The sequence below is a fragment of the Paraperibacillus esterisolvens genome, from assembly GCF_046237625.1.
GTDB lineage: Bacteria > Bacillota > Bacilli > Bacillales > DSM-1321 > Paraperibacillus > Paraperibacillus esterisolvens.
The window spans coordinates 2,135,527-2,152,286 of sequence record NZ_CP143545.1 but is presented as its reverse complement, the minus strand read 5'-3'; the positions used below and the strand labels follow the sequence as shown (position 1 = coordinate 2,152,286).

15 protein-coding genes and 2 pseudogenes are annotated in these 16,760 nt (G+C 44.7%); 4 read left to right on the top strand and 13 right to left on the bottom strand.

The annotated features are described in order from the left end of the window. The first annotated feature begins 449 nt into the window (after window positions 1–449). A pseudogene (locus V1501_RS10870) lies at window positions 450–876 on the top strand (MaoC family dehydratase). A gap of 1,023 nt (window positions 877–1,899) precedes the next feature. Next, window positions 1,900–2,394 (top strand): hypothetical protein, encoded by a 495-nt coding sequence (locus tag V1501_RS10865; protein WP_409288044.1) that lies wholly within the window; start codon window positions 1,900–1,902, stop codon window positions 2,392–2,394. A 25-nt stretch (window positions 2,395–2,419) separates the two neighbouring features. Here V1501_RS10865 and V1501_RS10860 read toward each other — a convergent pair whose 3' ends face one another. Next, complete coding sequence (locus V1501_RS10860; RefSeq protein WP_409288043.1) at window positions 2,420–3,394, bottom strand: phosphotransferase enzyme family protein; 975 nt, start codon at window positions 3,392–3,394, stop codon at window positions 2,420–2,422. A gap of 239 nt (window positions 3,395–3,633) precedes the next feature. Then, window positions 3,634–4,926, bottom strand: a complete 1,293-nt coding sequence (locus tag V1501_RS10855) for an NCS2 family permease (protein ID WP_409288042.1) — start codon at window positions 4,924–4,926, stop codon at window positions 3,634–3,636. Window positions 4,927–5,047: 121 nt separating this feature from the next. On the opposite strand from V1501_RS10855, the gene V1501_RS10850 reads away from it, so the two are divergent. Then, complete coding sequence (locus V1501_RS10850) at window positions 5,048–5,917, top strand: LysR family transcriptional regulator (RefSeq protein ID WP_409288041.1); 870 nt, start codon at window positions 5,048–5,050, stop codon at window positions 5,915–5,917. Window positions 5,918–5,974: 57 nt separating this feature from the next. On the opposite strand, the gene V1501_RS10845 is transcribed toward V1501_RS10850, so the two are convergent. After that, a complete protein-coding gene (locus tag V1501_RS10845; protein WP_409288040.1) occupies window positions 5,975–7,204 on the bottom strand; it encodes a threonine synthase in 1,230 nt (409 codons plus the stop codon). 356 nt (window positions 7,205–7,560) lie between these two features. Between V1501_RS10845 and V1501_RS10840 the strand changes: the two genes are divergently transcribed. Further along, window positions 7,561–8,211 carry a C40 family peptidase gene (locus V1501_RS10840; protein WP_409288039.1) on the top strand — a complete coding sequence of 217 codons (651 nt, stop codon included), beginning with the start codon at window positions 7,561–7,563 and terminating at the stop codon, window positions 8,209–8,211. A 141-nt stretch (window positions 8,212–8,352) separates the two neighbouring features. Here V1501_RS10840 and V1501_RS10835 read toward each other — a convergent pair whose 3' ends face one another. From V1501_RS10835 to kynU, 10 genes and pseudogenes are all read right to left on the bottom strand, one after another. After that, on the bottom strand, window positions 8,353–8,847 hold the full coding sequence (locus V1501_RS10835; RefSeq protein ID WP_409293323.1) for a GNAT family N-acetyltransferase: 495 nt from the start codon (window positions 8,845–8,847) through the stop codon (window positions 8,353–8,355). A 27-nt stretch (window positions 8,848–8,874) separates the two neighbouring features. Further along, entirely contained in the window at window positions 8,875–9,498 is a 624-nt protein-coding gene (kynB, locus tag V1501_RS10830) for an arylformamidase (protein WP_409288038.1), read from the bottom strand. 16 nt (window positions 9,499–9,514) lie between these two features. Further along, on the bottom strand, window positions 9,515–10,363 hold the full coding sequence (locus V1501_RS10825) for a tryptophan 2,3-dioxygenase (protein ID WP_409288037.1): 849 nt from the start codon (window positions 10,361–10,363) through the stop codon (window positions 9,515–9,517). 124 nt (window positions 10,364–10,487) lie between these two features. Next, entirely contained in the window at window positions 10,488–11,462 is a 975-nt protein-coding gene (locus tag V1501_RS10820) for a zinc-binding alcohol dehydrogenase family protein (RefSeq protein WP_409288036.1), read from the bottom strand. Next, window positions 11,459–11,683: an enoyl-CoA hydratase-related protein gene (locus V1501_RS10815; protein WP_409288035.1), complete on the bottom strand. Its 225-nt coding sequence runs from the start codon at window positions 11,681–11,683 to the stop codon at window positions 11,459–11,461. Before V1501_RS10815 ends, V1501_RS10820 begins: the two co-directional genes overlap by 4 nt. Then, a complete protein-coding gene (locus V1501_RS10810; RefSeq protein WP_409288034.1) occupies window positions 11,684–12,565 on the bottom strand; it encodes a 3-hydroxyacyl-CoA dehydrogenase family protein in 882 nt (293 codons plus the stop codon). Window positions 12,566–12,642: 77 nt separating this feature from the next. Further along, window positions 12,643–13,209 carry a TetR/AcrR family transcriptional regulator gene (locus tag V1501_RS10805; protein ID WP_409288033.1) on the bottom strand — a complete coding sequence of 189 codons (567 nt, stop codon included), beginning with the start codon at window positions 13,207–13,209 and terminating at the stop codon, window positions 12,643–12,645. A gap of 80 nt (window positions 13,210–13,289) precedes the next feature. Continuing rightward, a complete protein-coding gene (locus V1501_RS10800) occupies window positions 13,290–14,903 on the bottom strand; it encodes a long-chain-fatty-acid--CoA ligase (protein ID WP_409288032.1) in 1,614 nt (537 codons plus the stop codon). A 40-nt stretch (window positions 14,904–14,943) separates the two neighbouring features. After that, window positions 14,944–15,230: pseudogene (locus tag V1501_RS10795) on the bottom strand (SDR family oxidoreductase); the annotation flags it as partial. Window positions 15,231–15,437: 207 nt separating this feature from the next. After that, window positions 15,438–16,712, bottom strand: coding sequence for a kynureninase (gene kynU / locus V1501_RS10790; RefSeq protein ID WP_409288031.1), 1,275 nt, complete (start codon window positions 16,710–16,712; stop codon window positions 15,438–15,440). Window positions 16,713–16,760: the final 48 nt, after the last annotated feature.

Here is a 16,760-nt window from a genome sequence, read left to right as displayed (position 1 = left end):
TGATTTGACTAGCAGCCTTTAGAATCGACCATCCTTTGTATAGTGATGCGTGATTAAACGAGCAACGACAGGGAATGATGTCGTTGCTCGTTTTGTTCAAGGTTGATTGCCAGGTTACCTTTTCCCATTAGAGCAGAAGGCTTTATTAAGACTGCCATACAAAATAATTAGTCCCCAATAGGCGAATTCAATAGCAAATTCGCCTGTTTTTTGATTTGTTGTTCACCTTAGATTTGCTGGCATAAGAGGAGACGTCGGAAGTAAAGTTTGTGAATGATTAACTTAAACAAACGGGTGCGTTAGTTGAATTAGAAAGAGGGCTTTTCCGAATCCCTTTTGACGTTTTTTATAGTGGGTAAATGTTGAAGAAGGTTTTGACGACTTTTTTTATTTGATGAGTATTATGCTAAAATAAATTGTTCCAACAATGACAAAACAGAGGTGTAATAATGAAGTTAGATGAGTTTACCATTGGACAGGTGTTTAAAACCAAAACATTAAAACTAACAAAAGAGGATATTACGAGGTTTGCAGGTGATTTTGACCCTCAATATATGCACTTGGATGAGGCAAAAGCAAGTGAGGGAAGGTTTAATGGAATCATAGCTTCAGGTATACATACGCTAGCCATATCGTTTAAGCTTTGGGTCGAAGAGGGGATGTATGGGGAAGATGTGATTGCTGGAACTCGGATGAATAATATTAAATTTATTAAGCCTGTTTATTCTTAGAGATGAATTACACATAATTGTTGAGGTTATTGATAAGAATGCAACAAAAAGTGAAACAGGAATCCTTACTGTATTGTTATCTACCTTAAATGATAAGGAAGAAAAAGTTTTAGAGGGTGAATTGTCCGTGTTGATAAAGCGATGAATAGTTATTGAAAAAAACAAATTTCTTGTTCAACTAAAGGGTGCGTTAGTACAACTAGGCGAATCGCAAACTAATATAATTGAGAACAGAAATTGTAAAACCGGTGGATAAAATGGCAAAAGAAAGGAAATTGCTTATTTACAATTATGGAGATATTAATAACGACTTTAAAGTAGTTTGTTTAGACATGAAGAATAGAGAACTATGATCATGAAAAGAAAAGTTGTAAATTTCAAAAGTAAAAACTTGTTAAGACATTCAGATGAAATTATTCCAATAGTAAAAAAACGTAGAGTGTAACAAATACTGATTAATCCTAATAACCAAATATTTCGACCAAAATGTAATTAAACAAGTGAAAGTGTCAATAAAACGTCTGGGCTTCTGGATGTTTTATTTTTTTATTCGGTACAACTTTTTTAAACAAGTAATACCAGGTAGCAGCAATCGATTTTAAGGTTACGATTGAGTCCAATTAACTGGAGCAAACAGATTTATGTCAAAATAGTGGGTTTTTAAAAGACAACACATTCTTGTCACGAAAGACAACAGATTCGTGTCATTAATAAGTCAGGGGATAACCATAATCACAGCGTAAATTTATTCTAGTTTACATAATATATATTATAGGAAGTCATTTTAAAAACCGTTATCTTATCTCAAAACAAAAGATTACTTGAAACAGTGAGAAATTTTAGCAAATTTTTTATCTATATAGCATTAATTCTTTTATTTATTCTTTTCACTGTACATAATTTTACGCACGGCTGCTGGCTGCCTGAGTTCGTATCATCCAATGACTTTACTATGAGCCATCGATATTGATACACATTTCATACAATCGGTTAAAACAAAATTTCTTTACACTTACCATAATATCTTCCGTATGCATTTTCCATATTCTGTCTAGACTGATATCACATAATTATATGCTATTTTGCAGCTTGATTTACATATACATGTGTTAAGCAGCTATATTTTTTGTCCATGCCCCGGTCATTCTTCTTCAGGAGGGTTTTTTCTATGGCTGACATTCGTGGTGTCCTGGATCCAGACGTTTATGGTGTTGCAAAAACAATAGGAATTATGGAAGATAAACAGTTTATTTTAGAGTCCCATGGTTTGGCTGATGAAAATCAAATGATTATTTTAGGCATTGATTCCAGGCTTTTATCAGTATTTTGTACTTCCCTTTCAGATGATTATGGCGGTTTTATCGTCGTGTATGATTATAATTATTTTTGTACGGACGCGGAATTAATGGAAGCTATTATATGGCATGAAATCGGGCATCTTTCCCACCCTGTATTGGTCGATACCATAAATATAGAGGCTGAGATAGCCTGTGACCGAATGGCTCTTGATAATTCAGGCCTTTCCGGGATCCTCTCTCTGCTTCAAAAAACAAAAGAAATGGGAACTCATCTTGGCAACCGGCTGCTCGTGGAATTAACAGAACAGCGTTTAAATGCCATTTACAGCGTTAAAGAACATCAGTTCTATATGCAAAAAAGCTAAGATGATATCTTAGCTTTTTTTGTCCTTACAGATCCGTCTCATATTGTTCTATCTTACTCAACAGCTTGTTCCTTAAAACTCGAAGCCAATTGGGATCGCTGGTTTGCTCCTGGATATCAACACTCCTTAGCATCCTTGCGTACATATATAATTGATGGAAACGAATGTACCAATCAGCTTTTTCGAAAAAATCCGCTTCCAGTTTGAACCTGCTTCTATAACCTTGGAGAAAAACCTTAAGTCTCTCGTTTTCTTCATTAAATTCACCCAGATCGCGAAGCGCGTATATGATATCTGCTCCATACCAGTTTTTCATACTGTCATCAAAATCAATGATTCCTGTAATTCCTTCATTAAAAAGCACATTGTCCGGCTCACAATCAAAATGGATATATCCGTAAGTATCCCTGCCTTTTGGCCAAGAGGATATTTCAGTTTCAATCCGGGCTGACTCCCTTTCAACTTTTAGACTGCGGGCGGGAAGCCAGCCTTTAATTGTTTCCAGTAAGCTCTGAGGATCATCCCGGCATTCCAAGTACCCATCAGGCAGCTTAGAGAACTGATTGTGCAGCGATCCAAGTGCACGACCCCATTCATAAAGATGACTGCTATCCATTTTTTCCAGGTCTATATGGCTGCCGGGAAGTTCTTCAAAGACGGATGAGTAAAAGGTTCCTTGTAAAGTTACTGATTTTTCGACGGTATTTCCTTTTTTTGATACTACCGGCTTTACAGTCCTTTTTTCATTTCTAGAGAGCTGGTCAAGAATGTCCAGCTCACATTGAATGCCGGACAACTCTTTTTCCTCTGCTGAATTAAAACGCAGGAAGTAACCGCGTCTTTTATATTTGAACCTGAATATAAAGTTGGCGCTTGCCCTGACAAAATAAACAGTACCTGGTTCGTAATCCCAGGGTGAAAGTAATTCCTCGGCAAGTCTGCTCTGCCATTTTTCATCCAGTGTTTCCATTACTAACTTCATTGTACTTAGCTTCATCATTGGATTATTCCCCTTTTTCTATGTGTTTTTCCAAAAGCAAAAAGGGTTTCTCTGGATGAAAAAAAGCCAAATGAAAATAACATTTGGCTTTTTTACTAAAGCTATTGTGTATGAAAGCCCGTTAAGGCACACCTATCCCAATCGCAAGAAAAGAGGGATATGCGGCATATGCTTATTGGATTGGCAATACATAAAACCATCCCTCCTTTCACCCGTTATTAGCCTTACTATACTATAAGTTAAGCTCCCTGAATAGCGCTGATTAAATAATTGAGCAGGAATAAGGCTGCAATGATAAAAAGTGTCGTACTCACTTCTCTTGCCTTTCCTGTCAGCAATTTGATGACAGGATATGCGATGAATCCAAGTGCCAGGCCGTCTACGATGCTGTATGTTAGTGGAATGAACACAATGATCACATAGGCTGGAAATGCTTCTGTAAGATCTTCCAGATTGATTCCCTTAATGCTCTGAAGCATTAGCGCTCCAATCAGGACAAGCACCGGAGAAATGGCGCTGTCCGGAATCAGCTTTATCAACGGGATGATCAGCAGGGACAGAAGGAAAAGGATGCCTGTGGTTACACTTGTAAGGCCGGTCCTTCCTCCTGCCGTGATGCCTGAGGTTCCTTCCACGGTTGAAACGGTCGGGCTTGAACCAAAGAGACCGCTCAGTACAACTGACAAGGATGTAGCCTGAAGTGCTTTTTTGTATTTCTGAGGTGATCCTGCCAGCCGTGTCTGGCCATAGACAAGTCCGATGTTTTCAAAAATGACGACCATGGCGAGTGAAAATGCAGCGAACCAAAAGGTCATGCTGCCGATAGCCGACCATGAAAAGGCACCGAATAATTCACCATATTCATTGAAGGACGGAACACTCCAATGCAATTCGGACAAATCAATCAATCCAAATAGAAACGCGATGATGCTGTTGATGATAATGCTGATCAGGATATTGCCTGGTACATTCTTAATGAAGAGTGTGACCGTAATGATGATTCCTATCAGTGTTGCAAGGACTGCCGGGTCGCTGAAGCTCCCGATTGATACCAATGTACCTTCATTTGCAACGATAACTCCGGTGTTTTTCAACCCAATCATCGTTAGTAGAATCCCTATCCCCACAGTAAGCCCTTCTTTTAGGGAATGAGGAATGGCCTGTGAAATCGAGGCGGCGATCGGCGTAAATGCGATGAGCACAAAGATCAGCCCGGTTATGATTACCACCAGCAAAGCTTCCTGCCAGCTTAACCCGCTTTTTTGGACCAGGGTATACGTAAACATGACGTTTATGCCCATACCGGGAGCCAGGATCAGTGGTGCATTGCTCCACAGCCCCATCAGCAGGCAGCTCGCCGTACAGGTCAGGATTGTACCGAGTATGGCAAGTTCATATGGAATGCCGGCATCAGCCATGATGCTTGAGTTTACGGCAACTATATATACGATTGTGATAAAAGAAATAAGGCCCGCCGTGACTTCACGCCAGAAGCTGGTGCCATGCTCCTCCAGTTTGAATAATTTGTTCATTATCAAAACCTCATCTATCTATATATTTTCAACACTAAAGTATGTTAGCATAATAATGGATATACTTAAAATATCTAAATAATATCATTACTATACTTTTTACATATAGGAGGCAGTTTGCATGGATCTACGGCAGCTCCGCTATTTTATTGCCATCGTGGAAGAAGGGAGCATTTCCGGTGCCGCCAGAAGACTTCATCTGGCACAGCCTCCCCTCAGCCATCAGCTTAAGCTTATGGAAGAAGAACTTGGTGTTATACTGCTCGAAAGACAGGGGAAAAAATCAGAGATTACAGACGCGGGCAAAGCTCTCTATAAACATGCCCTCCAAATGACTTCCCTTATGGAGGAAGGCATGAAAGAAATCAAAGAAATCGGCACAGAAGTCCGGGGTGTGCTCCATATCGGCGTGAACACCCTCTCATCCTTTCCGTTATCCCAGTTTTTGTTGAGATTTCAGCGGAAGTATCCCCATGTTCATTATAAAATCGTTCAGAGTGATTCCCCTCATTTAAGTGATCTGATTGAGGACCGGAGCCTTGACCTGGCGATCATCCGACTTCCGGCGAAAGAGGAGATTTTTGAATTTATCAGCATCGAAGAAGACACATTTGTGGCAGTCTTTCCTGAGGACTTTTCGATATCAGGAGACAGCTTTGACATTAAAGAAATATCCCGTTTTCCTCTCATCCTCCCAAGTATTGAAGGACTGGGGATTCATTCCATGATTATGAAGGAGTTCACAAGACTCGGTATTTCGCCTCAATTAATTGGGGAGTGCTCTGACATTGCCCTGCTGCTGCAGCTGGTTGCCTCTGGTTTTGGGATTTCCATCGTACCAAGGTCTGTCCTTTCTGTGCATCCGGGCTTAAAAGTTCGTGAAGCTGAGCTTTCAGAAACAGAATTAAGATCGGATGCTGCTGTTATCTGGCTCAAAAACCGATATCTTTCAAGGGCGGCTGAGGAGTTTTTAGCCATGATTAGAGAATAGGATAACAAAAAAAGCCTGGAACTTCCGCCATACGGGCAGGAGATTCAGGCTTTTTTATCACGTGTTCACAATTACGTCTTTGGCTGTGTCGCCCCGTTTAAGGACCGGTGCATCCACGTCGATTAATTCAGGGTATTTTATCCCCTGGCCAGTATTCAGGCACAGGACCCTTTCTCCTTCTTTGATCCAGCCGCTTTCCCTTAGCATGGCTGCAGCAGCGAAAGTGGCAGCTCCTTCAGGGCAGACAAAGCTGCCTTCCAGCCGGGCAATTTCTTTGTGTGTTTGTTTGATTCTTTCTTCAGAAACCGCCAGCGCACAGCCTTCTGTTTCATAGAGGGCCTCAAGAACCAGGAAGTCGCCGATGGCTTTCGGGACATTGATGCCAAAAGCAGCCGTCTCGGAGTTTTCCCAGAATTGGGATTCGGTCTGGCCCTCCTGCCAGGCTTTGACGATCGGGGCACAGCCTTCTGCCTGCACGGCTACCAGTCTTGGCGTCTTATCCCCGCTCAGCCAGCCAAGATCCTTCCATTCACGGATTGCCTTATAGATTCCTATTAAGCCGACTCCTCCGCCGGTAGGATAAAGGATGACATCGGGAATATCCCCGCCGGATTGTTCGAGGATTTCATATCCCATAGTCTTTTTCCCTTCGATCCGGTAAGGCTCCTTTAATGTGGATGCATCATAGAAGCCGTGCTCCTTCACGAGTTCACCCACAATTTTGCCGGCATCGCTGATAAGTCCGTCTATCAGGGAAAGATGGGCGCCGGATACTGCCACTTCCTTACGGGTAATCGGCGGGGCATCCAGCGGCATGATGATATAGGATTCAAGGCCGGCCCTTGCGGCATATAACGACCAGGCGGCCCCTGCATTGCCGTTGGTTGGCATTGCAAGCTGAGTCACTCCAAGTTCCTTTGCTTTAGAAACCCCAACAGCAGCTCCCCTTGCCTTGAAAGATCCCGATGGGACCATTCCCTCATCTTTCATGTAAAGATTCTCAATGCCCATTTTCTTTCCGATAGCCTTCATCGGTACGATAGGTGTCAGCCCTTCACCAAGGGATACTACATTTTCCTCTTTACGCACAGGCAGCAGTTTATGATATCTCCAAAGATCAAACCGGCTGTTGTCAATCACTTCATACTTGCTTTTATTTCTCAATGATTCTATATCATACGAAACCAAAAGAGGTGAACCGCAGCTGCAAAGCTGATTCAGCTTTCTATCATCATATTCTCTGCCGCATTTGGGACAAACAAGATGGCTTACCGCACTATAAGACATACAATTCCCCCGCATTTCCTTTTAGGAGATCTAACTGAAAACATAGGAATCTCCCCTGAATTTACATTAAATTCAGTATAAATTGCCTATTCTGATAAGTCAAGTCGGGATTATGTCAAATGCTATCCTAAATGCCGCCGTTTTAATATGGCAGCTTTTATATGGACAAAGATGGGTTTAAACCCTAAGTGTTCCATAAACGTTGATATCAAGTGGTTTTTCTACATATTTCCTTGGTCTTTTTACCTATATTTTGTAATCGAAATGTAAAGGAATATGCCGTTTTTTGAAACATTGGTTTAGTAGAATGATAGCAGTAAACATACAAAGAATATCTAGGGGGAAAAGGGAAACTTATGAAAAAGTTTATTGCAACAACCGCTATTGCTTCTGCTCTTATGCTATCGCCTCTTCAAGCCTTCGCGAATATCGGGGATGTTACCCTGAAACCAACACAAACCCATGATGATGTTAAACAGCTTCAAGCATTGCTCAAAGTTAAAAACTACTTCGGTTATACCGGTTCTTTCACTACCTATTATGGTTCTTATACAACCAGTGCGGTCAAGAAATTCCAGAGTTCAAATGGGCTCACTGCTGACGGCATTGCTGGGACGAGTACATTTAAAGCCCTTGGTGTCTACAATGTAGACAACACAAGGCTGATCAATTACGCTAAAAAATTCATGGGAGTCCCATATGTATGGGGCGGAACCTCACCATCCGGATTTGACTGCTCAGGATTGATTAATTATGTCTTTAAAGAACAGGGCATCTACCTGCCAAGAACGTCTTCTTCTCTTTATACCAATGTGGGTCTGAAAGTCTCTTCTCCTAAACCGGGAGATCTGGTCTTCTTCAACACTTCCGGAAGCGGAGTTTCCCATGTTGGGATTTATATCGGGAATAACGAATTCATCAGCGCAGCATCATCCAAGGGAGTTTCCATTGCATCACTCGACAACCCATACTGGGGACCAAGATACCTTGGAGCCAAAACACTATAAAACAGATCAGGCAGCCCTTTGGCTGTCTTTTTTTTCTGCATTTCTCCTGAGCGCCTCAAACCAGAATGCCGGAAAGTGTCAAAATGAACTCCTGATATTCCCCGCCCTTCTATTACCCTCTGATTTCCTGCCATCTTACACTCACACACTGTTCCCGCAGGCACGGAACGAAAATATAGTTCCATCCTCGCTCTCTATCACAATCTTTTCACATCCATTACAGCACTGAGTGATCGTCTTGTCCCAAAATGCCTTTGCTTTATGGTTTTGCTCGATCACCGACAGCTGCCAGTTTCCTGGATGAAGATTGAAAACCATGCCGGCGGCAGCGATTCCAGTGGAATTTCTTCGGTACTTCCTTAAAATGAAGAATTCCGCCATGGAATAGTATTCTTTTTCACCTTCAAAAATCCTTCGTACCAAAGCAAACCCTGCAAGCTTTCCGCCGTACAAAATAAAGTATGGAAACCGGTTAGAATCTGTCCAATAATGGTCGAGGTATTTATATTCAAAAAAACCCGCATCATTTACATCATCCCTGGTCATTTCGCTAAAATCATATTGATACAGTGCCAGGAGATTGCGTAAAGTTACCTTTCTCTCATATGGAACTCTCTCTATTTTCACTCCAAGCATCTTATTCAAATCCTTCACTCGTAAGATTTAACGCCTTCTAATGACAGCCCTCACCGGACTGCCATCACTTCCTTCTACAGCCAGGGGGAGGGCAGCAAGATCATATAGACCCTCATCTGCCGCATCCAGCACCAGTCCCTCGAGAATATGTATGCCGGCCTCGTTCAATGCGTGATGGGCAGGAAGCTCCTTGCTGTCCAGCTCGTCAACGGATGGCAGATCAAGACCGATCAGGCGGACTCCGCGCTTTGCTAAATAGGCCGCTGCCTCCGGGTCGAATGGGGGAATCGATTGCGGGAATGTGCTCTTGTCCTTCCAGCTGTCTGTACGGATGATCAGCCTTTCAATTCCCTCTGTATGCTTTCCTTCCATTTCCTTGATCCCGATTCTTTGAATTCCTGATAAGTGAATAACCTGGGCTTCACCCATATAAAGGTTTATGTCCAGCTCATGCACCCGCCTTCCTTCATTATCAAAATGAAAGGGTGCATCTATATGGGTGCCTGTATGTGTGCTCATAACAAGTTTCCCGACATTCACCGAGCCGCTTTCTTCATATGGCCACGAAACTTTATAGGAAAACGGGGTATCCCCCGGCCATACAGGCATGCCATTGCGCAGCGTCTGAGATATGTCTATCCAATTGTTCATAGCTTTTCCTCCTTCATTATAACTTTGTCCGGAGCGACCATAGTTCAGGGAAAAACTGCTGATCCAGGACTCTTTTTAAATACGTGACCCCGGAGGAGCCTCCAGTACCTGTTTTATGTCCGATGATCCGCTCCACAGTTGTCGCATGGTTAAACCGCCAGATTTGCTGCTGGCTCCCTATATCGAGGAGCTTTTCAGCGAGTTCGTATAAATCCCAGTATGTATCCACATCGCGGTATACCTCAATCCAGGCCGCCTCCACACTTTCATTCGGTTCATAAGGAAGAGACCAGTCCCTCTGCAGGCAACTTTCATCAACCTTTAAGCCGTGTGACGCAAGGGCAGCTAACGAGACATCATAGAGGCTGGGTTCGCACAATGCATCCAGCATCAAGGCATGGAGTTTGGAATCATGCTGATAGACCTGAAGTGTTTTCCTGTTTTTATAGCCAAGGGCAAACTCGATCAATCTATTCTGATACGATTGAAATCCGGAAGAGCTTCCGAGCTTGTCGCGGAATTCGAGATATTCGGACGGTGTAAGCGTTGCCAGAACATTCCATGATTGAATAAGCTGCTGCTGGATCCTAGAAACCCTTGAAAGCATCTTGAAGGCGGATTCCAGATCCTGTCCCGCTATAGACTTCTTCGCACCATCCAGTTCATGAAGAACCTGCTTCATCCATAGTTCACTGACCTGGTGGATGATAATAAAGAGCATCTCATCATGATGCCCGGACAGAAGCAGCTGGCTGTCCAGAATGGATTCCAATTTAAGATATTGACCGTATGAAAGATCCTTTTTGAAATCAGTATGTATGTTCTTCTCCCAAACTTCTTCATTCTTTTTCATGCCGTCACTCATGTCTCCATCCCTCCCGTAATACTTCTATTGTGTGACACGGGCTCTTTTCCGTCAATCCCTCTTTTACTCGCGTATAAAATGCACAAAAAAACAAGGTTTTTGTAAAAACCTTGTTTTTCGAAACTCATGGTACGAGGATCAATTTTCCTTTTGTTTTTCTCTCCTGAAGAAGAGAATGCGCTTTTCCTGCTTCCTCCAATGGAAAACTCTGTCCCTCAGGCAGGCGGAGGCTTCCTTCCCCTAATAAACTGAACAGTTCTGAAAGGCTGGCTTTCAGGAGTTCCGGCTTCCTCATAATCTGCGGAAGGAAAAATCCGATGACAGACTGGTTCCTAGCCATGAGTGAGGAAGGATGAAACTTACTCTGCACACCGCTTGCCACTCCGTAAATGACCAGTCTGCCAAAGGGCGCAAGACATTTAAGAGTTTCATAGAAGATTCTTCCTCCTGCCATTTCAAGGGCCACGTCGACCCCTTTGCCTCCTGTTGCTTCAAGTACCTTCTGCTCCCATCCTTCCTCTGTATAGTTAACAAGTACATCCGCACCCAGGTCTCCGGCGAGTTCAAGCTTATCGCTTGTGCTCGCTGTTGCTATGACTGTACCGGCGCCAAAGAGGCGGGCAAGCTGGACGGCTATGGTGCCGACACCTCCTGCTGCGGCATGGACCAGCACCGACTCCCCTTTTTCAAGCCTGCCCATCGTTTTCAGGATATGATAGGCACTGAGCCCCTGAAGCGGCAGTGAAGCAGCCTGGATATAACTAACTTCGTCAGGCAGAGGTATGATGGATCGCTCATCTGCAAGTGCATATTCAGCATAGCCCCCTGATTCAATCAAACAGGCAGCCCGCATGCCCTCTTTGAAGGAAGCCACCCCGCTCCCTATTCTTTCAATAACTCCGGCTATTTCGGCTCCGGGTACAAATGGCAGCGGAGTCGGGACCACATACTGACCTTCCCTTCTTGCTGTATCCGCATAATTGACGCCTGCCGCCTGCACCCTTATCAGGACTTCCCGGCTTCCCGGCTCAGGCACAGGAAGATCCACGGCATTCATAACATCTGGTGTACCGTATTCGGTAAACTGAATCGCCTTCATGATGCTAAAACCTCCCTTATCTTCCTGTGAATACAGGTTTCGAATGCCTTTGAACCGCTTCCGGTCAGTAGGACGGCCGTTATTTTACTGTCAGATGAAGGTTCCTGGAAGGTATGGAGCAGTTCTTGGAAAACTTGTCTTTCTAAAACATTCAGCGGAGGATTATTGATAACGACGACCGCAGTGTTATTATTCTTCTCGTACGTTACAAAACGCCCCATTCATTTAACCCCCTCTTTGCTGTATGTATACCAGCCCTTCCCCGTTTTTCGGCCAAGTTCTCCTTTTTTCACCTTTTCTTCTATACAGGAAAACGGCTTATCACCTGGATCACCCGTCTCATTGAACCGCTGCTGCATCACGTAATATCCGACATCTATGCCGGATAAATCCATTAGTTCAAAGGGACCGATCGGATGATTCAGGGCTTTGCGGCAGATCAGGTCGATGTCCTTGAAATCGGCGATTCCCTCCTCGTACAGATAAACCGCCTCCCGCTGCAGGGCACCCAGTATGCGGTTTGCTGCAAATCCGGAGATTTCCTTCTGAAGGAGCACGGATGTCCTGTTCATCCTCTTGCATACAGCCATGACTTTTTGTGCCGTATCCTCTGAGGTATCAGGGTTCTTAACCACTTCCACGAGATCCATGACAAGAGGCGGAAAAAAGAAATGCATGTTCAATACCTTATCCGCCCGCTTTGTCGCTGGAGCCAGCCTGCTTGAAACGATTGTGGAACTGTTAGTGGCAAAAATCACATGCGGAGGCGCCAGTTCTTCGAGCTTTGCGAATACCTCTGCTTTGACATCCAATTTCTCTACCACCGCTTCAATGATAAGATCGGCAGGGCGGGCTGCTTCTTCCAAGGAAGTGGTGAATCTCAGCCTGTGGAAGGCCGCTTCAAGTGCATCTTCTGATGTTTTTCCTTTTTCAAGCCAGCGGGACATGATTCCTTTTAATGCACTCCTTGCTTTTTCAAGAGCACCTTCCTCAATATCAACCAGTATCGTTTCATAGCCTCCCAATGCACTCAGCATGGCAATCTGATGCCCCATCTGGCCAGCCCCAATGACAGATATGGCGGCAATTTCCTTTTCATTCATGTTTTATCCTCCCCTTTATACTAACCAGTTGGTATGTTAATGTGGCAGGAAACGGCTCTTAAGCCCTTCCTCTGTTCCTAATTCATTTCAATTCCTTTTAGCAGCATCTCCGTAAACATCTCCGCCACTTCCTTATCAGAGACACTTCCTTCCGGATTGAACCAGTTGTAGCTCCAATTGGTCACACCGAGAATCCCGAACGCAATCAGCTCAGGATTCAAACTTTGACGAAACTCTTTATTCTTGATTCCGTCGCTGAGGAGCTGTTCCATATTATAGCGGAACTGATCGCGTTTTGAAGTGATCTCCCGGTAGTGCTCTTCATTCAAGTGGCGTATTTCCCTCGTGAAGACCTTGGCGCTTGCTCCCTGCTTTTTGATATCCGATATGAGCAAATAAATAATTCTGTACAGCTTTTGCTTGCTGTCCAGGGAATCATCAGAGAGTATTTCCTCCTGATGGCTGACCAGATCATCAATGTAATGAAGATGAATGCCCCTGAGGAGCTCCTCTTTACTGGAAAAGTAGTAATAAAAGGTCCCTTTGGTTACTCCGAGCGCCTCTACGATATCCTGGATAGAAGTGCTTCCAAATCCTTTTCTATCAAAAAGCTCTATTGCTGCTGCTGTTATTTTTTCCTTCATGTGCAAGACCCACCATTTCAATTGAATTCAGCTAGAATTATACCATATGGCAGGCTGTACCATTTCTAAATCTGGCAGAATCATTTGGACGTAATCTCCTCCCTTAAAGCCCGTCTCAGGATCTTGCCAACACTGGTCTTGGGCAGCTCAGAACGGAACTCTATAATTTCCGGGACTTTATAGGATGCCAGGTTGGCGCGGCAGAAGGCCTGAATCTCTTCTTCATCTGCCTCCCTGCCGTTTTTTAGCACGAGAACAGCTTTGACCGTTTCACCGCGGTAGGCATGTGGCACCCCGATGACTACAGCCTCCTGTACGCTTGGATGCTCATAGAGCACTTCCTCGATATCCCGGGGGTAGATGTTGAATCCGCTGGCGATGATCATATCCTTTTTGCGATCCACGACGGAAAGATAACCTTCTGCGTCCATCAAACCGATATCTCCTGTGTAAAGCCAGCCGTCTCTAAGTACGTTTGCCGTTTCTTCAGGCATGTTCCAGTATCCTTTCATAATCTGTGGCCCGCGGACAATCACTTCACCCAGTTCCCCTGGCGGAAGCTCTTTGTTACCGGTCGCTGTATCCACGATTTTATAATCGGTGGATGGAAAGGGAATGCCGACAGTACCGGGCTTCCGTTCTGAGAAACTCGGATTGCAGTGAGTCACGGGAGCTGCCTCAGATAATCCATAGCCTTCGAGGATCCTGGAACCGGTCTTCCGCTCGAATTCCCTCAGTAGTTCCACCGGCATGGGTGCGCTTCCGCTGTTGCAGATTTCGATAGAGTCTATTCCGTATTCCTCGGCATTCGGATGATTCGTCAGGGCCACATACATGGTCGGGACGCCCGGGAAAAGGGTAGGCTGCTCCGTTTTGATCGTCTGGAGCACTTCCTCCAGATCAAACCGCGGCAGCAGGATCATTTCAGCGCCGAGGAATACGGACAGATTCATGCACGAGGTCATGGCGAACACATGGAATAAAGGGATTACAGTCAAGCATCGTTCCTTGCCAAAGCCGAGATCGAACTTGAAAAATTCATAGGATTGAAGGACATTGGCCACCAAATTGCGGTGAGTCAGCATGGCACCCTTTGATCTTCCCGTCGTTCCACCGGTATATTGAAGGACAGCGGTATCTTCTTTTGGATCCACTATAATTCCCCCTGCAGTCCCATTGCCGCCCTTCAGAAAATCCTCAAACCGCACGGCACCTTCCGGATTTGCGGCCGAGGGCTGAAATTCAACGGAAACCACATTCCTCAGGTTTGTCTTTTTCCTGACAGCTTCCACTCTTGGCAGGAAAGCCCCGAAGGCAATGATCGTCTCTGCCCCGGAATCATTCAAAAGATGAAGAAGCTCCCGTTCTACGCTCATTGGATTAATTTGTGTGACGATTGCTCCCGCAGATAGCGTGCCATAATAAGAGATGATATACTGTGGGCAGTTGGGGAGCATGATCGCCACCCGGTCGCCTTTTTGAATACCATTCTGCTGAAGGGCCGAAGCAAAAGCCTCTGACATACGATGCAGCTCCAGATAGCTGGTTTTTCTTCCATAAAAAGAGACAGCTGGATGGGAAGGATATGTTTTGGCGGTTTCCTGCAGCAGCTGTGGCAGGGATAAGTCGGGTATGTTCAATTCTTTGGAGATGGAATCAGGATAAAGCGACTGCCAGGGCTTACTTGATTTCATGTTATTTCCTCCAGACATTATTTTTATAAGCTGCTCATGGTTATTTCATTGAACACACATGGCTCCCTCCATCAACAATCAGCACATTGCCTGTCACAAAGCTGGATGCTTCGGAGGCCAGGAAAAGGGCAGCTCCCTTAAGGTCATCCTCACTGCTGAATCTCCTGAGCGGAGTTTTTCCGAATATGGAATCCCTTCCATTTTCTATAAGCGCTTTAGACATCTTGGTTGGGAAAAGCCGGGAGCTATGCAGTTCATATTGATGTTGTACTCCCCCCACTTGGCGGCCAGATCCTTTGTAAAGGTGATGACCGCGGTCATTCCAGTCAAGTCAAATAGCTGCTTTACATGCATATCAAAAAACCTCTTTCTTAAGATATAATTCCGTTTCTGTATACGCTTTCATATTGGAATACTAACCAGTCGGTATTAAGCTTATTATAACCGTAAATACTGAAGTTTCAAATTTTTTACTGAAAATTTAGAAAACTCAGGGTGAAAAAGGAATCATCTTTTAACGATGAATCCCCGGTTTCAAGCCACCACCTCCCGCCCCAGTGGATACTGTTCATATAATCTGCCTTCCATGACAGATTTTAAAACAGCTATAGTCTGTCTCACGTCCTCAAAAGTTGAATAAAGGGCAGCCGGGGCAAGCCTGATGATATTGGGTGCGCGGAAGTCCGGGATGATTCCCCTATTTTTCAGCGCCTTGCAGATTCTGGCAGCCTCTTTATGTTCCAGGCTGACATGAGCCCCTCTCTTATCTTCATCGAGCGGGCTGCCAATGGTAAAATTCCATGCACCTAATTCCTGTCCAGCAAGGCTGATGAGATATTGAGTCAGCTGCAGCGATTTTTCCCGGACCTTTTCAATGCCCGCCTGTGCGAATATTTCCAGGGAACCCAGGAGAGGGGCACTGCTTAATACATGGGGCGTACCAATCTGATAGGCACCAGCCCCCACAGCAGGTGTGAAGGTATGCTCCATGTCAAATTGCTTTTCCTTTTGCGATCCGAACCATCCTGCAAGTCCGGGCCGTCTGCCATGATGCTTCTTGTTCACGTAAAGACCGCCTGTACTTCCTGGTCCTCCGTTCAGATGCTTGTATGTACACCAAAAGGCGAAGTCCACTCCCCAGCTGGTAAACCTGTGCGGCACAGCCCCGATGGAATGGCAGGCATCAAAGCCAATCGGAATTCCCCGTTTGTTTGCTTCACGGGTCAACAGCTCCATATCAAGCACCTGTCCGCTTCGGTACAGAACGGAAGGCAGGACAATCAGTGCAATCTCATCCGTCATGGCCGTAATGATATCTTCCTCACGAAGAAAGCGTCCATCCCGGCTCTCCACTCTAACCAGATGTGTATCGGGGTTGTATCCCTTTAAGGCAAGCAGGCTCTGCAGCGCATAGATGTCAGAAGGAAAATTCAGCTCATCAGCAAGGATTTTGGTTCTTTTTCCTGACGGTTCATAAAAGGTGGATGCCAGCTGGTGGAGATTGACCGTCGTTGAACCGGCACAAACAACTTCATCCGGAGCAGCGCCGACAAGCGGAGCCATCATCCCTCCGATTTTTTCTGACAAGGCAAACCACGGCTCCCTTCCTCTCATCCAGCCGTCAATGCCGGATTCTTTCCAGTCAGAGAAAGTGTCCATCAAAGTCTTTTCTGCTCTTTTAGACAGAAGTCCCAGAGAGTTTCCATCCATATAAATAGTGCCTTCCAAAAGATAAAATTCATTTATGAAGTCCTTAAGCGGATCAGTCAGGTCCAATCCCGCTGCATATTCCGGAGAAAAAATATCCATGAACCAATACCCCTCTCTATCTGTTTTATTCAAGCGTATCAAGGGTAC